Raw genomic sequence first — 22,453 nt, 5'->3', positions numbered from 1 at the left:
TGTGTTTCTATCTAAGCCCTTACGTATTGACAACAGTCACCCTAAGGAAAGATAACATGACTGAATTCCAAAAGATGATCACAGGCCAAGAATATGACTGCCTTGCCAGCGAACTATTAAGTTTACGCGCTCAACAGCAACGGCTGAATCGACAATTAAATCAAATAATTGACCAAGATACCCCAGAGTACAGCCAACTCTGTCAGCAGCTCATTCCCCATAAATCACCAGCCGCAACGATATCCACGCCGATTTTTATCAGTTATGGCGCCAACCTATCCCTTGCTGACAAAGTGTTTATCAATATGAATGTCACCTTGCAGGATAATGCACCTATTTCTATTGGTGAGCAGACTATGGTCGGCCCCAATGCACAATTTTATACCTCGAGTCACCCACTCGATGCCGAGCTGCGTTGCTCAGGTTTAGAAACAGCTAAAGCAATTAAGGTCGGTAAACGGGTATGGATTGGTGGCGGCGCTATCATAATGCCAGGCGTCACTATTGGTGATGACGCCATCGTAGGCGCTGGCGCCGTAGTTACAAAAAATGTAGCCGCCAAAACCGTGGTCGCAGGTAACCCCGCGAAGCCGATCAGGCAGCTAATTTGATTGCGTGTAATAAAGCGAAAGCTAAGTGCTCGCTTACCTGAAAAGGCTTGCATACGGTAACTTTGCCGCTAATGAGCTTAAGACTGTAACTGGTAACCTTTAGTTACATATGACTCAAGATAAATCCGCGATAAACACTGTAATGACCTTGTTTAGATTCCTAGTAAGGCATTAACATAGTTCATTGCGCCTGAAGCGATCCCATTTTGCAAAAAATAACAGCCCCAATAATGGGCACAATAATAAACTCGAAGGAAACGACATGAGAAAAGTACTCATTGGGGGACTGTGTGCCTCACTTATCGCAGGCCTGACTGCCTGTAATGACAAGCCAGCCGACGTTAAAGTACCTGAAACCGCTAAAACAGCCACCGCAATTGCTGTAACTCAAGTACTGGGTTCTGGTATTGAATTCGCTAATTTTGATAAAGCGGTTCGCCCACAGGACGATTTCTACAAATATGTTAACGGCACTTGGTTGAAAAACACTGAGATCCCAGCCGATCGCACTAGCATTGGCGCTTTCTACGATTTACGTGAAAAATCACGTGACGATGTAAAAGCCATTATCGAAGAAGTGGCAGCAACGCCCAATCTGGCCGTTGGCACAGACGAGCAAAAAGTGGCCGATTTATATCGATCATTTATGGATACTGACACACTCAACAAACTGGGCGTGACACCAATCCAAGGTGAGTTCGATGCCATTAACGCTTTAAAAGATAAGAATGAATTGGTGAAGTACTTCGCCCACAGCCAAATCGCTGGTGCGGGTACACCTATGGCATTTTATATCGATATCGATGCGAAAAACTCTAGCCGTTACGCGACTCATCTCTATCAATATGGCCTAAGCCTGCCAGAAAAAGACTACTACTTTAACGAGTCAGAACGCTTCGTTAATATCCGTAAGGCTTACCTAGCCCACATAGAAAAGATGTTTACTCTTGCGGGTCTTGCTAATCCTAAAGCCAGCGCTGAGTCTATTCTTGCCCTAGAAACGGCCATTGCCTCTAAGCATTGGGATGTGGTTGAAAACCGCGATAGCACGAAAACTTACAATCTATATCAAGTGAAAGATCTGCCAACATTGGCACCGGATATCGATTGGACTGTTTACTTAACAGCGCTGGGTGCGGATAAGCAAACCGACATCATCATTAACCAGCCTAGCTATATCCAAGGTCTGAACGAGGTGTTAAAAACGACCGATTTAGCTACTTGGAAAACCTACATGCAATGGCAAGTGCTGACGCATGCAGCGAACTATTTGAGTGAAGCGCTGGACAACGAAAACTTCGATTTCTTCTCTAAAACCTTAAACGGTCAAGAAGAGCAAGAACCACGTTGGAAACGCGGCGTAGCCTCTGTTAACGGTATGCTGGGTGAAGTTGTCGGCAAAGTGTACGTTAAACGTCACTTTACGCCTGAAGCCAAAGACCGCATGCAAGCACTGGTGGAAAATCTTCGTGGCGCTTACGGCGAGAGCATCAAAGATTTAACCTGGATGAGCGACAGCACTAAAGTGGCTGCGGCAGATAAGTTAGCAAAATTCAACCCGAAAATCGGTTACCCGAACAAGTGGGAAGATTACAGCAAGCTGAGCATTAAAGCTGACGACTTAATCGGTAACGCTATTCGTGCCAGCGAAGTTGAACATGCTAAGTCATTAGCCAAACTGGGCGCGCCAATCGACAAAGACGAATGGCACATGACCCCACAAACGGTTAATGCTTACTACAACCCAACCATGAACGAAATCGTCTTCCCTGCGGCCATTCTGCAACCGCCATTCTTCAATTTGGCGGCTGATGATGCAGTCAACTACGGTGGTATTGGTGCCGTTATCGGTCACGAAATGGGCCATGGTTTCGACGACCAAGGTGCTAAGTTCGATGGCGAAGGCAACATGCGTGACTGGTGGACTGAGCAAGACTTGAAAGAGTTCTCTGCCCGCGGCCAAGCGCTGATTGCACAATACGACGGTTACTTTGTGTTTGACGATTTGCACGTCAACGGTGGTTTAACGCTAGGTGAGAACATTGGTGACTTATCAGGTGTGACTATCGCATACCGCGCCTATAAGAAATCACTCAATGGTCAAGAAGCGCCGGTCATCGATGGCTTAACGGGCGATCAACGTTTCTTCATCGGTTTCACTCAAATTTGGCGCGCGAAAGCCAAAGAAGAAGCGATGCGTAACCGCGTAGCGACCGATCCACACTCACCTGCGGAATTCCGTGCTCTGGGTGCTCTGTCTAACATGCCTGAGTTCTACACCACATATGATGTGAAAGCCGGTGATGCTATGTATATCGCACCAGAAAAACGCGTAAAAATTTGGTAAGCCAGATTTAAATCGCCGCTCGGCTGCATAAGCTGAGCAACAACAATGGCGCTCACTGTCACAGGTGGCGCCATTTTTTTTGGCTAAACTCCTCAATCCTGAGTGATGAATGTGAACCCATGCGCAAGATGAACAAGTCTTAATGATTGATTCAGCTTTAATTAAGCAAAAGAAGCCTATGGTGGATGGGTGACCTGTACAACTCACCCATAAGGAAGTAGGCCGCATGACTAAGTTATTTCGTACCTTTTTTATTTTTCTACTCTTATTATCGAGCCGCGCTGGTGTAGCAAATTCTCTCGACGTCAGTGACACAAAAACAGAACGTGGTAATTACAGTGCAAGACAGGCACAAAGCCACGATCTACAAGGTCTATACGCACTCAGCAGTCAGACCTTTGATGCGCCTCGTCAAACCTCGAATGACTTATCCGTTCTCCATCACCAAGCCTATGATGCTCAGGCTGAGCTGGCTCAGTTGCTTACCCGAATTGGCCATCATTCACAGACGCAAGTGATTATTCCTCGGGTGAAAAGTTATCAAAGAGCTGCCGACAAAGTGGCGACAAAATTTAACGGTGATGCCAGTCAAATCACCGACCTTGCAAGGGCAAGTATCGTGACCGACAGCATTCAAGATCTGATGAAGGCTTATCAAACTTTGAACGAACAGACCCAAGTGGTAAAACAAAAGAACCGCTTTGCTGAACCTAAAGCATCTGGCTATCGCGATCTCAACTTGCTGGTACGTTTACCCCAATCTGGCATGATTGCCGAGGTGCAATTACACTTGCAGGATATCGCCGATATCAAAAGTGGCCCAGAGCACAAGGTATATGAAAAAGTGCAAAGGATTGAAGCCAATGCCCGTAAACAGCAAAGATCACTCAGTGAATTTGAGCTGGCACAGATTGCCCAATTACGCCAAGAATCACACAAGCTGTACCACAAAGCATGGCTTAACTATAAGCGAGTCGATGAAGCCAGTTTATTAAGAGTCTCAGTCGCTTAACCCACAACCGCTTCCACTGTTGCGCTGGTCTCCTGCAAAGGTGCCAGCGCTTTTTTTATATTTTACAGCGCCTGAAAAACCATATTAAAAATCAGCTGAAAAAAAGCACTCTCTCGCATCGAACGTCTTTTTAAGTATATAATCCCGCGCCATAGCCCTATCAGCAGGAAACGCCATGCACGACATCATTGAGCAACTCCAAGAACGCAGTGAAACTGTTCCTGTACCACTCGAATTACCCACATTTGAGCAGCTCGTCGAAGTCGAAGAGCAAATCCTGATTTCATTACCACGGGAGCTAAAAGAATACCTGCTGTATGCCAGTGATGTGATTTACGGCACGATAGAGCCAGTAACCGCATCGGATCCTTACTCACACACTTATCTGCCTGAAGTCACTTGTTATGCTTGGTCTATCGGCATGCCAAGGGACATGATTGCCATTTGTCAGCAGGGCGATGCTTTTTACTGTATCGACCAAGATGGCCAAGTGCATTTCTGGAAAAACGGCGGCTTTACCGATATCTATTGGGAGTCGTTCTGGGAATGGGTTGAAGAAATCTGGCTAAAGATTAAATACTAATTTTACTTTTATTGCATTGAGAACACGATTATGTCTAAAAACATTGGCTTGAATGCCATCGAAATTAGCTACTTACGCCAATCATTGAGCTTAAGTGCGGCTCAAGTTGGCACGCTAACTAACCATAGCGAAGCCGATGTATTAGCCTGGGAAAGTGGCGAACAAGCAGCACCTGAGCTGGCGCAAAAGAAACTGCTTGATATTGATGACATCATTGAGATGCAAGTGCTCAACACCTGCGATGGTATCGAAGAACTATTTAAAAAAGAACCTAAGCGTCATTTAGCTTTTGTGGTGTACCCCACTCAAGCCACTTACACTCAATACAACCCCGAATTTTTAAGTTCATTGCCTTTTACTGAGCTGTACAACACGGCAGCTTGGCGCATCAAGAAAGAGTGCAAACTGGTCCTAGAAGTCGACGTCAGCTTAATCGCACTGGACGTGGAAGCCTATAAAGCCTTCCGTGAACCGACCAAAATGAGCGAAAGCCGTGAAAGCCGTGCTAAATGGGCCGCGACTCAGCTATAAGCGTGTAAATCCAGAAGCTTAGTACTCGCATTAACAGCAAGGGCAGATATCACTATCTGCCCTTTTTATATTCTCATAATGATTTTCAGATAATGGTGGGAATGCACCTGAATCATTCAAGGCTAAAATAATCAGCTACTCTGCCTGATTAACCCTTAGCAGCCACCACAGCATCCATCTTCTGCAAAGCCGATTGACGCGACGGCAGCGCAGACAACCTATCGCGATAAGCGGCGAGTTTGGGCGGAATGGCTTGTTCAAACAATGTACCCCACATTAAGGTATGGGCCAATAAAATATCCGCCACCGAAACGTCATCACCGAGCAAAAAATCACTTTCAGGCAACATGGCTTCGGCCAATGCAGCCGCCTTATCAAACTCCCATACCGCACAAGGCATGATCTGCGGATGACGCTGCTCCTCCGGTAAAGCAAACTTATGCTTACCCAAAGTCCAAAGCGGCTGCTCAAGCTCAGTAATGATGAAGCTCACCCATTGATGGTGCAAACCCGATGCGTTACTCCCTGCGGGTGGCAACAACTTACCCTCGCCATACTTTTCTGCTAGATAAAGGCAAATCGCCGCTGATTCAGATAACACTAACTCATCATCAGTTAGCACAGGCACTTTACCGCAGGGATTTATCGCTAAAAATGCCGCGCTGCGATGCGCACCTTTGGTCATATCCACAAAGGAAAAATCCCAATCAACGCCCAACTCTTCCAACACCCAAGCAACTCGTAATGCGCGACTGCGCGGTGTGCCATATAAAGTGATCATTGCAACGTCCTTTTAGTCCGTTTAATTCGTGTCCTAACGAAGATACACTGAGTTTGCGTTAGTGCAAATCTGCCCATAAAAAACGGCGCTTAATGCGCCGTTTCGATTTCACTACACTTTGATATAAAGCACGTAGGCTTAATATTAGAAGTTCATAGTGAGTTTAGTGTAGATGTAGCGACCCATAGGGTTATGTACTGAAATAACATAGCCGTAAAGGTCGGTATCACCGTCACCGATCGCAAATGGTGGCTCTTCGTCAAATACGTTGTTTACACCCAATGTCAGTTTGAACATTTCATTGAAGCGATAAGTACCTGACATGTCGACTAAGATTTGAGCATCAACCATACGAGACTTGTTGCTTTCGAAGTCGAGGACGCCATCAAAATTGATATCTGGTGTATCTTCAAACTCGCCGATATAACTCAGATTAATGTTGGCGGCAAAGTTATCCATAGTCCAGTTAGTAGTAAGTAACCAGCGATGTTGAGGGAACTTGTACTCACCGGTGTAATCTAGGCCATCTTTTTCGAAACTATGTAAATAACTGTACTCAAGTCCAAATTTCAGATCACCATAGCTATCCAACTCAACGCCATAATGACTCGAAACATCCATCCCTTGCACATCTTGTGAGCTTAGGTTGATAAAGCTTGAATGGATGATACTGATTGGACCTAAAGTCTGACCCACCTGTGGAGCTAAACGCTCACATACAGTGCTGTTTTGATCATTACAATTTGCGGTATAGATATCGCCTAACGGCTGTTTATCGATTTTGTTATCTTGTGTAATGCTATAGATATCAAAACCAACATCGAATTTCTGGCTTGGCGCCCAAATCATACCGACGTTCCAAGTTTCGGATTCCTCAGCATCCAGCTCCGAGTTGCCTTCAAATTCAGTGTTGTAATCTAAAGCTTCACAATCAACACTATCAGCAGCGCAGCGGTAAGTATCAATGAAGAAACTACTTTCACGCGATGGACCAAGACCTATTTGTGCTAAAGAAGGTGCACGGAAACCCGTAGACCAAGAAGCACGCGCCGTTATCTCGTCAGTCACTCCCCATTGGAAGGCAACTTTAGGGTTAGTCGTTGAACCAAAATCACTATAGTGATCATAACGACCAGCAAGTTGTAGCTCGAAGTTATCCGTTACCGGAATAGATAATTCAACATAAGCTGCATATTGCTCACGTGATGCCGCCGCAGAGACTGCTTCAGTACCAAAAATCAATCCACGTTGGAACTGTTCATCGGGCACATCGCTGACATCTTCTTCACGATATTCAGCTCCAGCCGCCATCATAATATCGCGACCAGCAAGGGTAAATGCTTGACCTGAAATGTTAGCTGCATAGGAAGTCATGTTTGACAAACCTTGGCGCACTAAACTAGTGGTAATGTCATCAATGACATCTTGGGAGTTCATGGTGCCACCGAAAGGATTATAGCGACCCGCATCGATTTCACGTTGTAAATAATCGGTTCTGACCCAACCTTGGCTGCGATCCCCCGTTTGAGTGGACTCACTGCGACCTTTTTGCACCGAAGCTTCCCAGTCCCAATCTTTAACTACGCCACGCAAACCTGCGACTAAACGAAGAGTATCAGACTCGATATCCCAACGACGCGCACCCGCATCAACGGTGCGGAAGCGACCAATTTCAATATCTTTCCCCCAAGGGTTATTTGGGTGAGTTCCTGGTACGGTTAAGCCTGCATCCTCATCAAGAGGTGTTGGTGCACCGCCCGCTTCCGACGTGTTGTGCTGGGCAGCTAATTCAAGGAAAGCAGTTAAATCATCATTGAAATGATATTCGAATTGCCCAATAGCTCCCACTCGTTCTGCAGAAGGAATAACAAGGTTATATGGCCCATAATCAAATACACAGCTGCCGCTTGGCGTCGCCCGATCAGGTGGACAGGCTGGATCTATGGTTTTCACCCCATCAACATAAAAATAACCAGGAAAACCACGGGAAGAACGGAAATCCTCACCGCCATAAGGAGTCTGATCTGCACTGCCGAAACGGCCTAAATCAGTCGCAGCTAAGGTACCATTTTTAAAATAATCGAGAATAACGGAGGCACTGCCCTTATCAGACTTCATCCCCCAAACCATGTTCGCCGTAGTTTCATCGTAACCCGTACCTGAAGCATCACCGTAGCCGAGATTGACTTCAATACCCTCAATGTCTTTCTTCAGGATAATGTTGACCACACCGGCAATCGCATCAGAACCATAAATAGCCGATGCACCGTCCTTGAGTATGTCGATACGTTCGATCGCTGAAACAGGGATATTATTGATATCAACGAAAGAATTAGTAATACCTTCAGCAAAAGCACTCGCAGCAACCCGACGACCGTTAATCAACACTAAGGTCGCATCAGGACCTAAACCACGCAAACTGATAGACGCGCCACCGTTGGCAGTTGAATCTTGGCTATTACCACGGGTAGAAAACGCACCAGCACCGTTCGCAGGCATACGTTCGAGCAATTGCTGTAGGTTATCGAATCCCATATTAGCAATATCGTCTTTGCTGATCGATTGGATCGGGGAAGGGCCTTCGATATCTGTACGTTTAATACGAGAACCCGTCACTTCAATACGTTCAACTTTTTCTGCGCCTTTATCGGCAGCATGGGCTATTGTTGGCGCAAATGCTAAAGCAATCGCGATGGCACAAGCACTGGGTAGAATCTGAGGTCTGTTCATACATATCCCTTGTTTTATCTATTTTATTAAAATTATATTAACCATTAGAAAACCATAAATTAACAATACACAAGGTAATGAGTTACAAACCAAAGTCAATGGGATCATAATGAAAGTTAAACTTTTGTTACATGTTGAGACAATATGCTTTCCTTCTGCGAGAATCAAAAAGGTCTAGGCACTAGAAAATTCAACTAACGAGACAAATCGTGGTACTTGAATATCAGAATTTAAGGAAGAAACATGGAAGACAAGATCATTCATCAAGCAGAGTTTGAGTCCAATCTAGGTTTGTATTGGTTGCTTTCAGGGGCCGCCTATTTCAGCCTCAGCATAGTCGGCATTCCCTTGTTATTGCTTTGGTTTCCAATCGGGCTGTGGGGAACTCGCCGCTATATTCGCAATATGAGTGCCGAGCTCACCAGTAATAAGTTGATTGTGCGCCGCGGAATATTAACTCGTACCGAAAACTCTGTACCTTTGGACAAAATTACCGATATGGCATTGATCCAAGGCCCAATTATGCGCCTATTTGGTCTGCATAAACTCACGGTAGAAACCGCTGGGCAATCGGGCGCAGGTGCCTTGATAAGCTTAGTCGGCATAGTTGATGCGCCTCAATTTAGAACCCGCGTATTAGAACAAAAAGAGCGTCTTACTCAGCGCCCACATCCAGCGAGTCCATCTGTACAACCTGATGATGCGTTATTACAAAACGTAGTCGAGATGGCAGCAAGCCTAAAACGAATTGAAGCCTTGCTCAGCCAAAAATTAAATAGATAAATTGAACAAAATGACTTTCAGTTCAATCACTTTCCCTTTAATGTTGAGCCACTCACTTAGCGTTAGCACAGCTTTAGCATGAGCGCAGCCTTAACATAAGGGCTTGTTCGATTCCCCAGATTAATTTTCAACAGGTACTTTTAATAACGACATGACAGAATCCTCGACAACCTCCCCTTCATCCTCTTGGATAACACACCTGACGCTTGGCATTAAAGCTATGGGGCCAGGTGTGCTTATGGCCGCAGCGGCGATTGGCGCATCTCATTTAGTCGCCTCGACTCGAGCGGGCGCCGAATTTGGCTGGCAACTGGCTTGGGTGATTTTAGGGGTAAATTTACTTAAGTATCCTTTCTTTGCCGCTGGCGCACGCTACACCGCCGCCACAGGGGAGAGTTTACTGCACGGTTACCTCAAACAGGGCCGAGGTTATTTGCTGCTATTTACTGGACTGAATGTGATCGCCGCCGTCGCCAGCACTGCGGGTGTTTGCATGCTCACCGCCGCTATGTTGACCCAATTTATTCCGCTTCCCATCGATTGGTTAGCCCTGCTGGTATTGCTGAGTTCATTGGCTTTGCTGATCTTAGGCCATTATCAACTACTCGATAGACTCACTAAGATCATCATGTTCGCCCTAACCCTAACCACCTTAATTGCCGTGACCTTAGCTTGGGATCATGCTCAGCCATTAGCGAGCAATTTTGTTTCTCCCTCACCTTGGCAATGGGCCCATGTGGGATTTCTGGTCGCCATGATGGGCTGGATGCCGGCACCGATTGAAGTGAGCGCTTGGAATTCCCTCTGGTTGCTCGAAAAACAAAAAAGCCAGACGGTCACGAAAGCGCAGGCGCTGCTCGACTTTAACTTAGGCTACATCATCACCGCGATCCTCGCGATCGTGTTTCTGTCCTTGGGCGCCTTAGTGATGCACGGCAGTGGTGAGCACTTTTCCGATTCGGGCGCGCAATTTGCTAATCAATTGATCAACCTTTACAGCCAAGTCATGGGCGGCGAGAGTCGTTATCTTATTGGTGTTGTGGCTTTTCTCTGTATTTTTAGCACCACAGTAACAGTGATCGATGGCTACAGCCGCACTTTAGATATGGGCTGGCAGTTACTCACATCAAAGGCCAGTTCAGACAAACGCCTCACAGGGATCATGCTCGCCATCAGTGCCTTTGGCTTATTGCTGATCCTCTTCTTTAAAGGCGCACTGTTACCGCTGCTTGAGTTTGTGATGATCTTGGCCTTTATGACCACAGTCATTTTTGCTTGGTTAAACTACCGCTTAATGACCAGCAAACAGCTCCCCGAAGCCGATAGGTATGGCACTAAGATGAAGCTACTCTCTTGGTTTGGCCTAAGTTATCTACTGATTTTCGCGGCGCTGTTTATTTATTGGTACAACGTAATTAAAAGTTGATTACTAAGATGGCATGACAGCTATTTATGCCAAAGTCATAAATAGCATTCGCTACGCTGCGTTAAATTCCTGCGAAATTCTGCTTTTGAGGCGGTTTGGGTATATAATACCGCCTCTTAAACCAGACAGCGCAGCCGCGCCAAGAGATGACCATGATTAATAATGATATTTTGCGCCGTTTGCGCTTCGTGTTTGATTTCAACAATGCCAAAATGATTAAAATTTTTGCCAAAGCTGGAAGAGAAGTGCCAACAGAAGAGATCATTGCTCTGCTGCACAAAGAAGAGGAAGAAGGTTACAAAGCCTGTAATGACACCACTTTATGTCAGTTCCTAGACGGCCTTATCATCGAAAAGCGTGGCCTACGTGAAGGTGCAGAAATTCCAGCGCCAGTATCGCGTTTAAACAATAACTTAATCTTCAAAAAGCTCAGAGTGGCACTCGAAATGCGTGAAGAAGACATAGTTGCAGCCTTGGCTCTAGCCGAAGTGCAAATGTCAAAATCAGAACTGAGCGCGCTGTTCCGCAATCCGGATCATAAGAATTTTAAAGAGTGTGGCGATCAAATCCTGCGTAACTTTATTCGCGGCTTATCACTTAAGTATCGCGGTGAATAACGCAACACATCAGTTTTTCATATCAAACGCAGCTTAGGCTGCGTTTTTTTATATCCAATTTAAGCTATACCTAAAGTTGCTTAGGCATAAGCAACAGCATAACAATTCCATCTGAAGTACCTCATAAATCCTGTTTAAAACAGCTGACTTTTTTACTGCTGCAAAAAAAACCACAAATACCTCGTTCCACGGACAACAAAGATCACATTTCATGATAACCTTACGTGACTTACAGCACGTATTGACCACTTAAACAATAACTCAAAAGGTTACCCATGGACGATAATAAACGCCCCCTCTATCTTCCGTTTGCAGGACCTGCCATTCTTGAAGCCCCGCTGATTAACAAGGGCAGTGCATTTTCTGAAGAAGAGCGTATTTTCTTTAACCTCGAAGGCTTAGTTCCCTATGCCATTGAAACGATTGAGGAGCAGGCTTCCCGCGCCTACGATCAATTTAGAAGTTTCAACAACGACTTAGACAAGCATATTTACCTACGTAATATCCAAGACACTAACGAGACCTTATTTTATCGTTTAGTACAAAATAACATCAGCGAGATGATGCCGATCATCTATACGCCGACGGTAGGTTTGGCTTGTGAACGTTTCTCGAAAAACTATCGCCGCAACCGTGGTTTGTTTATCTCTTATCCGAATAAAGATAGGATCGATGACATTCTCAATAACTCGACTCGCCAAAAAGTTAAAATCATCGTTGTTACCGACGGTGAACGTATTTTAGGCCTTGGCGATCAAGGTATTGGCGGCATGGGGATCCCTATCGGTAAGTTATCACTCTACACTAGCTGTGGTGGCATCAGTCCGGCTTATACTCTGCCTATCACTTTAGACGTAGGCACAGATAATCCGCAGTTGTTAGAAGATCCTATGTATATGGGCTGGCGCCATCCGCGCATCGGTGGCGAAGAATACGCCGAGTTTATCGAAGCCTTTATGCAAGCTGTACATGTGCGTTGGCCAGACACTTTGATCCAATTCGAAGACTTTGCCCAAAAGAACGCCATGCCTATCTTAGAGCGTTATAAAGATCGCTATTGCTGCTTTAACGATGATATTCAAGGTACCGCTGCCGTTGCTGTCGGTTCATTGCTGGCCGCTTGTAAAGCTGCAGGTACTGAATTAAATCAACAACGTATTGCCTTCCTTGGTGCGGGTAGCGCGGGTTGCGGTATCGCCGAAGCTATCGTGGCGCAAATGGTGTCCGAAGGGATCAGCGACGAGCAAGCTCGCACTCAAGTGTGCATGGTTGACCGTTGGGGCTTATTGTTAGACAACATGCCTAACCTGTTGCCATTCCAGCAAAAATTGGCGCAGAAATGCACCAATATCCAAAACTGGAGTAATTTCAGCGACAATATTTCGCTATTGGATGTGGTTAACAACACTAAGCCGACCGTGCTGATTGGCGTGTCTGGCGTACCGGGTCTATTCACCGAAGAAATTATTCGCGCTATGCACAGCCATTGTGCCCGCCCGATTATTTTCCCACTGTCTAACCCAACCAGCCGTGTTGAAGCGACACCAAAAGACATTTTGCATTGGACTTCAGGTCAAGCATTAGTCGCCACGGGTAGCCCGTTCGAGCCAGTTGTGGTCGATGGTGAAACCTATGAGATTGCCCAGTGTAACAACAGCTTTATCTTCCCTGGTATTGGCTTAGGTGTTTTAGCCTCAGGTGCCCGACACGTTTCCGATGCCATGTTAATGGCATCAAGCCGCGCACTCGCGGAATGCTCACCACTGGCGATCGACGGTAGCGGCCCATTATTACCGAAACTGGAAGATATCCACGCGGTCAGTAAACACATCGCTTTCGCTGTGGGTAAAGTTGCAGTTGAACAAGGGTTAACGCTACCAATGAGCGATGAAATCTTACAACAGTCAATTGAAGGCAATTTCTGGAGTCCAGAATATCGCCGCTACAAACGCACTTCGTTCTAAGCATAGCGTTGCCGCGACTTGAGTCGTGGCAAAGCAGCTTTAGCTAAGCGTTTGTGCCAACAAAAAGCCCGTCACTGCAAAGTGACGGGCTTTTTGATTTTCAGACTCAGCGCTTATTTCAATAAAAACTAAGGCGCCATCACCTGTTTAAAGCTATTGAGCATAGAGCGATCGGTACGTGCCTTTTTCAATTTACGTAGACTTTCTTTGAGCGACTCATCGGCTAAACGGGTAAAGATACCGTTATATTCTTGCTCTTGGATCTCACCATCGGTATCGGCCTGCTCAGAAATCTCTTGGGCAACACGACTCAACTGCAACCAAGCATTCGCAATATAAAAACCATGGAATGCAGCTTGTTCCATGAGATTACGCGCGCTAGCTGGCAAGGATGCCCAAGCTTGGCTAAATTTGCCCTCTCTGTCTTCCAACAGTTCGGCGCACAGGCTTTGATATGCGGCTAATAATCCGTCAGGTAGTTTTGCCATTGGCAGCACTTTATTCGCGACATTGTAAGAAATCTGCTCGGCAGTTTCACGGTAAACAGCTGATAATTCACTCATAAAAAATCTCGATTAACATTCATTCAAAAAATAAACTTAAAACTGACCACTCACATATAAACCATAAACGCCGTTACCTGCTATCGGTGTGACAGTAATTCCTTCATAGGGCTGAGTAAAATACCAACCCGCTAGTGCGCCAATTGCAGCACCCGCTAACACGTCTTCTAGGTAATGTTGATCGCTCGCCACTCGGGTATAGCCAACATACGATGCAGCGACATAGGCGGGTAAACCATATTGCCAGCCATAACGCTGCTGAATAAACGTCGCCGCCATAAAGCTATCTGAAGTATGACCCGATGGGAACGAATCGTCGCCACTACCGTCGGGTCTGTCTTTGCTCACGCCATATTTTAGGCCTTCAACAATTAATCGACTCGATACTGCCGCCTGAATGAGTTGCCAGCTGCCGTCGTAACCGTCTTCATAGAATAATGTCGTGCCCATTGCCGTTGCGGGGAGCAATAAGTGCAATACATCGCCCGAGGTTTCTAAATCTGAACCAGCCCAACTATTGCTGCTTATCATAAGTAGGGCAGCACAAAGTAATTTTTTCAAGGGTGATTCCTTTTTAGAATAATTTTCAAGGCGAAGTTTATACCTTGATCACTAGCCGAATGCAAAATTGAGATACATCTATATTCAAAATGAACAAACAAGTTATGCTAAGCTCATTATTACCTATTGATTTTAATGCGAACAGGAAACCTTTTTTGCTACGTCCATTCCGATACTTATCATTTACCTTGTTGCTGCTCTTGCTGCCGCTCAGCCTCGCTATGGCAGAAGAAAAGACTCAGGTTGATAAAATATTTGAAAGACTTGAAAGCGGTGAGCCCATGACCCGCGAAGCAATTGACAACGATCTTGCGTTATTGAGCAAACTGATTGCAACCGACGATGTACTACGCAATGAAAAGCTACAGCTACTAAAATGCTGGGATCAAAGTGCCGAAACGGATACAGACATAGCACAGGCAGTTAAGAATACGAGTCAAACACTCACCCTTATTCCACCAACGGCTTCCGCGCATTTCATCACCGACCTCATGCTTTGTCATTCTTGGTTTTTGCAGTTAAATGGTGATGTAGATAGCGCAATGGAAGGCTTTAACCTCAGCGTTAAGCGTGCCTATGAGCATGAGGATCTTAAACTCATTGCCGACTCACGCAGCCTTCGCGGCGCTCTGTATTCCTATATTGGCGATTTTTCTGCGGCATTAGACGATCTGATAACTGCACAAGATCTCTACGAGTCACTGAATTTAACCGGCTGGGCTAACATCAATCTTGCCGATATGGCCACCAGCTTTAGACGTTATGGCGATCCCCAAAGTGCAATCCGTTACTACAATAAACTCAAAGCACTCTATTTAAAGAACAATAACCAAGAGCAGGCAATGTATGTCACCTCAGAAATAGGTCTGGCTTTAGATGAACTGGGTGAACATCAACAAGCTATTGATCATTTCTTGCTCAGCTATCAATACTTTAAGGAACATCAGCTAGAAAAAGTGGCCGCCACTATGGCGACGGACATTGCCTTTAGCTTAATCAAACTCCATCGTCTTAATGAAGCGGAAAAATATTTAACTGAAGCCGCAGCTGTGATTAGCGAAAAAGATTATGCCGCTTATAGCTTTATGAAACTCTTTACGGCCAATATCAAGTTTCAACAAGCACGTTATAAAGAAGCGCTTACTGAACTCGAACAAGGGGAAAAAGCCTTTAGAACTCTGCAAAATGATCGGGGACTCACCCAACTATTACAGCTGAAAAGTGATGTCTATGCGGCGATGGATAATTTACCTGCGGCCTATGGCGCACTGCAGGAATTTGTCGCCCTCACCAAAAAAGTCGATGACAACTCCTTCTCTCATCAAACCACAGAATTAAAAGTGAAGTTTGATACCACTAGGATTGAATCTGAAAATCAACGTTTGATTGAAAACCAAAACCTTAAAGAACAAGAACTCGCGCTACTCGAGAAGAATAAATCATTACAACACATTATTTTATTATTGACGGGCTTTATCCTGACAATAGTGTCGATATTTGCGTATAAACAAGTACAGAGAAATCGCCAACTGCAGGTCATCGCCCTCACCGATTACCTCACCAAACTCCCTAATCGTCGGCATATTTATGCCCAAGCCGCGCAGTATTTTCAGCAAGCCTTAAAACAACAAAACCCTTTTTCGGTGATTATCTTTGATGCGGACCACTTCAAGAAAATTAACGATAACTTCGGCCATGAACTGGGCGATCGCGCCTTACTGACGATCGCAAGCGCAGGTAAAGCCCTAACAGGTAATAAAGATCTTATTGGCCGTATCGGTGGTGAAGAGTTTTTAATTCTCTTACCCAACACGGATGCTGAACGTGCTTGTGAACTTGCCCATCAGTTGCAAGCTCATATTAGCCGCCTAGGCGCAGGGGATTTACCCGCTGAACTCAAATTGACTGTTAGCGCAGGAGTCGCAACCTTAGCGCCGCAGCCCAATAGTGACAACACCTATCAAGACAAAGACTTTGCCAGCCTACTGAAACGTGCCGACGACGCCCTTTATGAGGCTAAAAATGCGGGAAGAAATTGTGTTAAAGCCGCCAAAAATGAGGCTGCGAGTGAGAGTTAAACACTTTTATGCCAAAACACTTGATGCTGTAAGGGCGGTGGCAGAGCACCAAACCATGTCTGATATAAACGACTAAATTCCCCTGAGTCTTTCATTTTCTCAAGCTCTGTTTGCCAACTCGTGACCGTGACCGCCGAGGTCCCTTTAGAAAAGGCTAAGTACAGATTAATCTCAGATACGACATACACTTGGCGTATATCGGCCTCACTTGCGCCAACCTCTTCTAATATCTGCTTAACCGCAAGATCCGCTTGGCACCAGAAACGAATTCGAGAAAACAGTAACTGCTTTGCCGATTGCTGTGGAAAACTCGCCACCAGTAAGTTATCGACACCCGCTTGTTGTAACAGCTGTGCTCCAGCGGATTCTCGATAAACCCCGACAATATCTTTAGATTGCAGTTCAGCAAGTTGCTCGAGCACTATGGGATCTGCCGCCCTCGCATACAAAGCAATTTTGCTGGTTGCAATCGGGCCAATGAAATCGAAATGATCTTCACGCTCGTCATTAATAGACGTCGCAAAAAGTAAGACATTCGCCGAAGTATTGGCAATCGAATACGCCCGTGCCCAAGGTAACACCTCGATTTTCTCGCTCTGTCCCAGCCTCGATTGCAGGGTATTCACTAAGTCCACAGCAAAACCATGGGGAACGCCATCTTGCTCGTAACTCATGGGAGGCCAAGCTTCGGTCACCAATTTCAACTTATCAGGCGCAGCAAAAACAAGATTAGGCATTAGGCCTAACAGACTCATCGCAAGAAAAAATGCCCTAGGAGAAAACGCACTCAGCATACTGATACCAAAAGCGAAACATTAAACCTAATCATAGACTCAATCTCAGCTGCAAATAAACATATTGCCTAAAGAAAATCGCGCCTCATTCATGCTCACTGAGTAAACTCGTCCGCAACAAGTGAAAACTTGCTATCATATTGCCACCTAGCCAAGAGCCTCGCTGCAATGAATCCATGTCGACTTTAGCCAATCCAATCCCTAATCAATCCTATGCCAGCACACTGTCGCGGCTCGCGCTGCAAATAAAAACGTGGGGAAAAGCACTCGGATTTGCGCAGGTTGGCATTTGCGATACAGATTTAACGGCCGAAGAAGCCAAACTCCAAGCATGGCTAGACAAAGGGTTTCATGGCGAAATGGCGTATATGGCCACCCATGGCATGATGCGCGCTCGCCCGCAAGAATTGCATTCGGGCACAGTGCGGGTGATATCCGTACGGATGGATTATTTACCACCCGAAGCTGGCTTTGCTACGAATCTCACCGATCCCAACTTAGGTTATATTTCCCGTTATGCGGGAGGTCGCGACTACCACAAGTTGATCCGCGCTCGGCTTAAAAAGCTGGGGGATCAAATCAGTGCAGAGTTAGTTGCGCTCGGTTTCGATGCCGCCGATTTCCGTCCCTTCGTCGACTCAGCGCCCGTACTCGAGCGCCCATTAGCCGAAAAAGCCGGTATCGGCTGGACAGGTAAACACTCACTCATACTCAACCATGAGGCGGGTAGTTGGTTCTTTTTAGGTGAGCTACTGATCAATTTGCCTCTGCCTGTGGATATTCCAATCCAAGAAGGCTGTAACAGTTGCGTCGCCTGCATCACCTCCTGCCCAACAGGTGCAATCGTAGAACCCTATGTGGTCGATGGCAGACGCTGTATTTCCTATCTCACCATCGAGCTGCAAGGCGCCATTCCTGAAGAATTTAGGCCACTCATGGGCAATCGCATCTATGGCTGCGATGATTGTCAGCTCGTGTGCCCTATCAATCGCCAAGCGCCGCTCACCGCCGAAACCGACTTCCACATTCGCCCTCAGTTAAAACAGCCCGACCTTCTCAGCCTTTTTGCTTGGAGCGAGGCCGAATTTCTAAAGCAAACTGAAGGCAGCGCCATTCGCCGCATTGGCCATAAACGCTGGTTACGTAATATCGCAGTCGCACTGGGTAACGCCCCCGCAAGCCCAAGTATTATTGCCGCACTTAACGCCCGCAATAACAGTGACGATATCGATGAGATAGTGAGTGAACATATCGAGTGGGCGCTCAATGCGCAACAATCGCGCCTTGCCGATATCGCAGCAATTGAACAACAAAAAGCACGCCGCAAGACTGAACGCATGGTGCGTATTATCAAAAAAGGCTTACCACGAGATGCTTAACATCTAACAAGGTTATCAATAGCTTACTACTGATTAATTAGCCTAAACTAAGAATCGTTATTCGCTCCGTACGTCTATTGAACCTTGATATTAAACATGGCCAATAGACTGTGGCGTTTCCCTTATTCGCAGCGAATAAAAGACACCGGAGGCATAAACATCCGGTGTCTTTTTACTGAGTAAGCTCAATAAGTTCAGTTAAGAACTCTCACTCAAGCAGTGATATTAACCAAGGCGGCGACGTAGTTCTCGCGTGGCATCGACCATGTTTTTCAATGCAGGTTCAACTTCATCCCAAGTTCGGGTTTTTAGGCCACAATCTGGGTTGACCCATAATTGACGCACGGGTACTTTCTGCGCCGCTTTCTCGATTAACTGCACCATGGCCTCCACACTTGGGATATTTGGTGAGTGGATGTCATACACACCGGGGCCGATTTCATTTGGATATTCAAAATCTTCAAAGGCGTTGAGTAACTCCATCCGCGAACGCGACGTCTCGATTGTGATCACATCGGCATCCATGGCAGCAATCGCGGCAATCGTGTCGTTAAACTCGCTGTAACACATGTGAGTGTGGATTTGAGTCTCATCAGTCACGCCAGCAGCGCTGAGTTTAAAGGCATTCACCGCCCAATCTAAATAGGTTTGCCACTCACTTTGCTTCAATGGCAAACCTTCACGAAAGGCGGGCTCATCGATTTGAATAATGCCAATCCCCGCATTTTGTAAATCGACCACTTCATCACGAATCGCCAGCGCCAGTTGTGTCGCAATCGCATCGCGGCTGATATCTTCACGGGCGAATGACCAATGCAGAATTGTCACAGGCCCCGTCAACATGCCTTTTACGGGCTTGTCGGTAAGACTCTGGGCAAACTCAGCCCACTCGACTGTCATAGCTTTTGGACGACTCACATCGCCGTAAATCAAGGGTGGCTTAACACAACGTGAGCCATAACTTTGTACCCAGCCATTTTTACTAAAACCAACGCCAGCTAACTGCTCGCCAAAGTATTCCACCATGTCGTTACGTTCGGCTTCACCGTGCACGAGTACGTCGATACCCAGTTTTAGTTGGCGTTCGATAGTATCGCGGGTCACTTGCTGTAACTGCTCAGTATACTGAGCATCACTTATCTCGCCCTTACGCCAGCGGCTGCGTAATCCTCGAATAGCGGGTGTTTGCGGGAACGAACCTATGGTCGTAGTGGGTAACAGGGGTAAACGGTATTTTTGCTGCTGCACGCTTTGGCGTACGCTGAAATCACTGACACGCTCGTAATCCGCAGTGGTTAATGCCGCAACACGCTCAATCACTTGCTTATCCGCAGCCTGTGCTTTGGCTTGACGACGAGCGATACAAAAAGCACTGATTTTTTGTGCTTCATCCGAATTAGGCGCCAACAATAATTGGCGAATTTTGCTCAATTCCAACAGTTTCTGCTTAGCAAAGGCTAACTGTTTACGCAGCACAGGTAATAGTTTGACTTCAACATCTAAATCGACTGGGCTGTGCAGCAATGAACATGATGTGCCAATCCACAGACGATCGCCTAAATCACGCGCCACTGCGCCAATACGCTCGGCAATCAAATCGATTTCTGCCGCCCACACGTTACGGCCATTAACCACGCCCACCGACAAAATTTGCTCACTGCGCAACGCATTTGCAAACACAACCAGTTGTTCTGGCGCCGTAACTAAATCCAAGTGCAAACCAGCAACAGGCAAGGCAGATACGAGGGCTTGATGATGCGCAATACCGCCATAATAACTCGCTAAGAGAACCTTAACGTTAGCAGTGCTTAATGCTTGATAAGTCTTAGTCATCGCCGCTTGCCAATGCAGGTCTAATTCTAATGCCAGCACAGGCTCATCTAACTGTACCCATTCCACACCTTGGGCGGCGAAACGCGCCAGAATATCAGCATAAGCCGTTAATAAATTCGGTAATAAACTTAACTTATCGAACTCTTGGCCGACGGTTTTAGCAAGGTATAAGTAACTGACTGGACCGAGTAGAACAGGTTTGGCTTTATAGCCTAGCGCTTGCGCTTCGCTGACTTCATCAAAAAACTGCTCGTAAGCAATCGAAAACTCTTGGTTTTGCGTCAGCTCTGGCACCAAATAATGATAATTAGTATTGAAATACTTGGTCATTTCAGAGGCTGGCGCATCTTGGCCTGTCGGCGCTCTGCCGCGGGCAACACGGAATAAGGTATCGAGATCGATAGCGCCTTCGCCGCGGTGGCGATCAGGGATGGCATTCAAGGTCGCACTCAGGGTTAATACTTGATCGTAAAAGGCAAAATCCCCCACGGGTACTTGCTCGATGCCCGCTGCGGTTTGCCACTGCCAATGGGTACGGCGCAGTTCACTCGCTACTTCACATAATTCGGCTTGAGTACTCTCACCACGCCAGTATTTTTCTAAAGCAAATTTCAATTCACGTCGACGCCCGATACGGGGAAACCCAAGACTATTTAATTGCATACCCTATCTTCCTTTATTTGAGATAAGCCAAATTCGGCACTTGCACCCACCAGATTGTGTTCTCTTGGCACTTTTCAGTATTTCCGCCTTGATAAATAACAATGGGCGTCTGGACGTCTAGAAGTTTATTGTGTTAGTCTCTATTCCAGCAACCGAATTGATTTCAAGCACAACATGAGCGAATTTCACCTGGAGTGAACATGATCGAACTAAGACATCTGCGAACCTTAATGGCCCTGAAGGAAAGTGGCAGTTTGGCGGGCGCAGCCAAAAAACGTTTTGTCACTCAATCCGCCCTCTCCCACCAAATAAAGGAGTTGGAGCAAAGGATTAACTCGCCTATTTTTGTGCGTAAAAGTAAGCCGCTGTCATTCACCCAAGAAGGTGCGCGTCTGCTTCATCTCGCGGAAGAAATTTTGCCTAAGGTGCTAGAAACCGAGACAGATCTTAAGAATGGCCTTGAAACCGAAACCAATCAGTTACGTGTCGGCATTGAGTGTCACAGCTGTTTTCGCTGGTTAATGCCTGTGATGGAGCAATTTAGACAAGAACATCCCCAAGCCGAGTTAGACTTGTCGAGCCGTCACTTGTTCGACTCGCTCAATGCCTTGGAAATGGGTGAACTGGATATAGTGCTGACCTCAGATCCTGTACCTGGGCATTCACTCGCTTATCAGCATTTGTTTGATTTTGAAGTGAAGTTAGTGGTTGCTAAAGATCATCCTCTAGCAAAAGAAGCCTATGTCACCCCTAAGCAATTAGCACACTTGCCTATTATCAGTTATCCCGTACCACTAACGCGTTTAGACATCTATCGCCACTTTTTAGAACCCGCAGGCATAGAAGCGGGCGAGCAAAAAACCTGTGATTTAACCATGATGTTATTGCAACGCATCGCCTGCAAAGATGGTATCGCTGCCCTGCCGAACTGGTCGATAAATGAAGGACATGGCCTAAGCCTCACCACGGTGAAGCTAGGGCAAGAAGGCTTGAAACGCCCTCTGTTTGGCGCCTATCGCCGCCATAGCGCCAACTCAGCCTTGATCCAAAATTGGTTACAACTGGTGGCGAGTGAAGGTTTATCCCGCCAGCAGAAGACAAATTAACACAGGTGAAACCTAAAAAAAAAGCCTGCTGATGCAGGCTTTCTTATTGAATTGTATGATTATTTCATAGGATCAAGCAGCTGTTTAGCGA

General features: G+C 46.2%; 18 protein-coding genes. 12 read left to right on the top strand and 6 right to left on the bottom strand.

Annotated elements, in window-relative coordinates; genetic code table 11:
* Positions 1-56 precede the first annotated feature (56 nt).
* From Q4Q52_RS03715 to Q4Q52_RS03695, 5 genes are all read left to right on the top strand, one after another.
* Complete coding sequence (locus Q4Q52_RS03715; protein WP_311989868.1) at positions 57-611, top strand: sugar O-acetyltransferase; 555 nt, start codon at positions 57-59, stop codon at positions 609-611.
* Positions 612-873: 262 nt separating this feature from the next.
* Positions 874-2,958: a M13-type metalloendopeptidase gene (locus Q4Q52_RS03710; RefSeq protein ID WP_311989867.1), complete on the top strand. Its 2,085-nt coding sequence runs from the start codon at positions 874-876 to the stop codon at positions 2,956-2,958.
* Positions 2,959-3,184: 226 nt separating this feature from the next.
* Positions 3,185-3,970, top strand: a complete 786-nt coding sequence (locus Q4Q52_RS03705; RefSeq protein WP_311989866.1) for a RelA/SpoT domain-containing protein — start codon at positions 3,185-3,187, stop codon at positions 3,968-3,970.
* Positions 3,971-4,145: 175 nt separating this feature from the next.
* On the top strand, positions 4,146-4,553 hold the full coding sequence (locus tag Q4Q52_RS03700) for an SMI1/KNR4 family protein (protein ID WP_011845817.1): 408 nt from the start codon (positions 4,146-4,148) through the stop codon (positions 4,551-4,553).
* Between the two features lie 30 nt (positions 4,554-4,583).
* Positions 4,584-5,084, top strand: a complete 501-nt coding sequence (locus tag Q4Q52_RS03695; protein WP_311989865.1) for a DUF4447 family protein — start codon at positions 4,584-4,586, stop codon at positions 5,082-5,084.
* Positions 5,085-5,232: 148 nt separating this feature from the next.
* Here Q4Q52_RS03695 and Q4Q52_RS03690 read toward each other — a convergent pair whose 3' ends face one another.
* A complete protein-coding gene (locus Q4Q52_RS03690; RefSeq protein ID WP_011845816.1) occupies positions 5,233-5,865 on the bottom strand; it encodes a glutathione S-transferase family protein in 633 nt (210 codons plus the stop codon).
* A 144-nt stretch (positions 5,866-6,009) separates the two neighbouring features.
* Entirely contained in the window at positions 6,010-8,595 is a 2,586-nt protein-coding gene (locus Q4Q52_RS03685; RefSeq protein WP_006084091.1) for a TonB-dependent receptor, read from the bottom strand.
* A 243-nt stretch (positions 8,596-8,838) separates the two neighbouring features.
* On the opposite strand from Q4Q52_RS03685, the gene Q4Q52_RS03680 reads away from it, so the two are divergent.
* From Q4Q52_RS03680 to Q4Q52_RS03665, 4 genes are all read left to right on the top strand, one after another.
* A complete protein-coding gene (locus Q4Q52_RS03680; RefSeq protein WP_226058174.1) occupies positions 8,839-9,378 on the top strand; it encodes a PH domain-containing protein in 540 nt (179 codons plus the stop codon).
* Between the two features lie 151 nt (positions 9,379-9,529).
* Positions 9,530-10,804: a divalent metal cation transporter gene (locus Q4Q52_RS03675; RefSeq protein ID WP_311989864.1), complete on the top strand. Its 1,275-nt coding sequence runs from the start codon at positions 9,530-9,532 to the stop codon at positions 10,802-10,804.
* A 152-nt stretch (positions 10,805-10,956) separates the two neighbouring features.
* A complete protein-coding gene (locus tag Q4Q52_RS03670) occupies positions 10,957-11,421 on the top strand; it encodes a DUF1456 family protein (protein ID WP_006080239.1) in 465 nt (154 codons plus the stop codon).
* Between the two features lie 275 nt (positions 11,422-11,696).
* Positions 11,697-13,385, top strand: coding sequence for an NAD-dependent malic enzyme (locus Q4Q52_RS03665; RefSeq protein ID WP_011845811.1), 1,689 nt, complete (start codon positions 11,697-11,699; stop codon positions 13,383-13,385).
* A gap of 128 nt (positions 13,386-13,513) precedes the next feature.
* On the opposite strand, the gene Q4Q52_RS03660 is transcribed toward Q4Q52_RS03665, so the two are convergent.
* Both Q4Q52_RS03660 and Q4Q52_RS03655 read right to left on the bottom strand, forming a co-directional pair.
* The gene (locus Q4Q52_RS03660) at positions 13,514-13,948 is read right to left on the bottom strand and encodes a DUF3069 domain-containing protein (RefSeq protein WP_006084096.1); all 435 of its coding nucleotides are present in this window, start codon (positions 13,946-13,948) and stop codon (positions 13,514-13,516) included.
* 36 nt (positions 13,949-13,984) lie between these two features.
* Complete coding sequence (locus Q4Q52_RS03655) at positions 13,985-14,509, bottom strand: phosphatase PAP2 family protein (RefSeq protein WP_311890980.1); 525 nt, start codon at positions 14,507-14,509, stop codon at positions 13,985-13,987.
* A gap of 155 nt (positions 14,510-14,664) precedes the next feature.
* Here Q4Q52_RS03655 and Q4Q52_RS03650 point away from each other — a divergent pair, with 155 nt between their 5' ends.
* Complete coding sequence (locus tag Q4Q52_RS03650; protein ID WP_311890981.1) at positions 14,665-16,587, top strand: diguanylate cyclase; 1,923 nt, start codon at positions 14,665-14,667, stop codon at positions 16,585-16,587.
* On the opposite strand, the gene Q4Q52_RS03645 is transcribed toward Q4Q52_RS03650, so the two are convergent.
* Complete coding sequence (locus Q4Q52_RS03645; protein ID WP_220776630.1) at positions 16,584-17,381, bottom strand: ABC transporter substrate-binding protein; 798 nt, start codon at positions 17,379-17,381, stop codon at positions 16,584-16,586. The two genes, Q4Q52_RS03650 and Q4Q52_RS03645, sit on opposite strands and share 4 nt — an antisense overlap.
* A gap of 176 nt (positions 17,382-17,557) precedes the next feature.
* Between Q4Q52_RS03645 and queG the strand changes: the two genes are divergently transcribed.
* Positions 17,558-18,760 carry a tRNA epoxyqueuosine(34) reductase QueG gene (gene queG / locus Q4Q52_RS03640; RefSeq protein WP_311989863.1) on the top strand — a complete coding sequence of 401 codons (1,203 nt, stop codon included), beginning with the start codon at positions 17,558-17,560 and terminating at the stop codon, positions 18,758-18,760.
* A 225-nt stretch (positions 18,761-18,985) separates the two neighbouring features.
* Here queG and metE read toward each other — a convergent pair whose 3' ends face one another.
* Positions 18,986-21,256: a 5-methyltetrahydropteroyltriglutamate--homocysteine S-methyltransferase gene (gene metE / locus Q4Q52_RS03635; RefSeq protein ID WP_311989862.1), complete on the bottom strand. Its 2,271-nt coding sequence runs from the start codon at positions 21,254-21,256 to the stop codon at positions 18,986-18,988.
* A gap of 200 nt (positions 21,257-21,456) precedes the next feature.
* On the opposite strand from metE, the gene Q4Q52_RS03630 reads away from it, so the two are divergent.
* Complete coding sequence (locus tag Q4Q52_RS03630) at positions 21,457-22,362, top strand: LysR substrate-binding domain-containing protein (RefSeq protein WP_311899680.1); 906 nt, start codon at positions 21,457-21,459, stop codon at positions 22,360-22,362.
* Positions 22,363-22,453 lie beyond the last annotated feature (91 nt).

The organism is Shewanella sp. SP1S2-4, assembly GCF_031932075.1.
GTDB classification, from domain to species: Bacteria; Pseudomonadota; Gammaproteobacteria; order Enterobacterales; family Shewanellaceae; genus Shewanella; species Shewanella baltica.
This window is presented reverse-complemented; position numbering and strand designations above follow the sequence as displayed.

Coding starts and splice junctions, on each gene's coding strand:
- Q4Q52_RS03715 (WP_311989868.1), top strand. CDS start 57: ATGACTGAATTCCAAAAGATGATCACAGGCCAAGAATATGACTGCCTT.
- Q4Q52_RS03710 (WP_311989867.1), top strand. CDS start 874: ATGAGAAAAGTACTCATTGGGGGACTGTGTGCCTCACTTATCGCAGGC.
- Q4Q52_RS03705 (WP_311989866.1), top strand. CDS start 3,185: ATGACTAAGTTATTTCGTACCTTTTTTATTTTTCTACTCTTATTATCG.
- Q4Q52_RS03700 (WP_011845817.1), top strand. CDS start 4,146: ATGCACGACATCATTGAGCAACTCCAAGAACGCAGTGAAACTGTTCCT.
- Q4Q52_RS03695 (WP_311989865.1), top strand. CDS start 4,584: ATGTCTAAAAACATTGGCTTGAATGCCATCGAAATTAGCTACTTACGC.
- Q4Q52_RS03690 (WP_011845816.1), bottom strand. CDS start 5,865: ATGATCACTTTATATGGCACACCGCGCAGTCGCGCATTACGAGTTGCT.
- Q4Q52_RS03685 (WP_006084091.1), bottom strand. CDS start 8,595: ATGAACAGACCTCAGATTCTACCCAGTGCTTGTGCCATCGCGATTGCT.
- Q4Q52_RS03680 (WP_226058174.1), top strand. CDS start 8,839: ATGGAAGACAAGATCATTCATCAAGCAGAGTTTGAGTCCAATCTAGGT.
- Q4Q52_RS03675 (WP_311989864.1), top strand. CDS start 9,530: ATGACAGAATCCTCGACAACCTCCCCTTCATCCTCTTGGATAACACAC.
- Q4Q52_RS03670 (WP_006080239.1), top strand. CDS start 10,957: ATGATTAATAATGATATTTTGCGCCGTTTGCGCTTCGTGTTTGATTTC.
- Q4Q52_RS03665 (WP_011845811.1), top strand. CDS start 11,697: ATGGACGATAATAAACGCCCCCTCTATCTTCCGTTTGCAGGACCTGCC.
- Q4Q52_RS03660 (WP_006084096.1), bottom strand. CDS start 13,948: ATGAGTGAATTATCAGCTGTTTACCGTGAAACTGCCGAGCAGATTTCT.
- Q4Q52_RS03645 (WP_220776630.1), bottom strand. CDS start 17,381: ATGCTGAGTGCGTTTTCTCCTAGGGCATTTTTTCTTGCGATGAGTCTG.
- queG (WP_311989863.1), top strand. CDS start 17,558: ATGTCGACTTTAGCCAATCCAATCCCTAATCAATCCTATGCCAGCACA.
- metE (WP_311989862.1), bottom strand. CDS start 21,256: ATGCAATTAAATAGTCTTGGGTTTCCCCGTATCGGGCGTCGACGTGAA.
- Q4Q52_RS03630 (WP_311899680.1), top strand. CDS start 21,457: ATGATCGAACTAAGACATCTGCGAACCTTAATGGCCCTGAAGGAAAGT.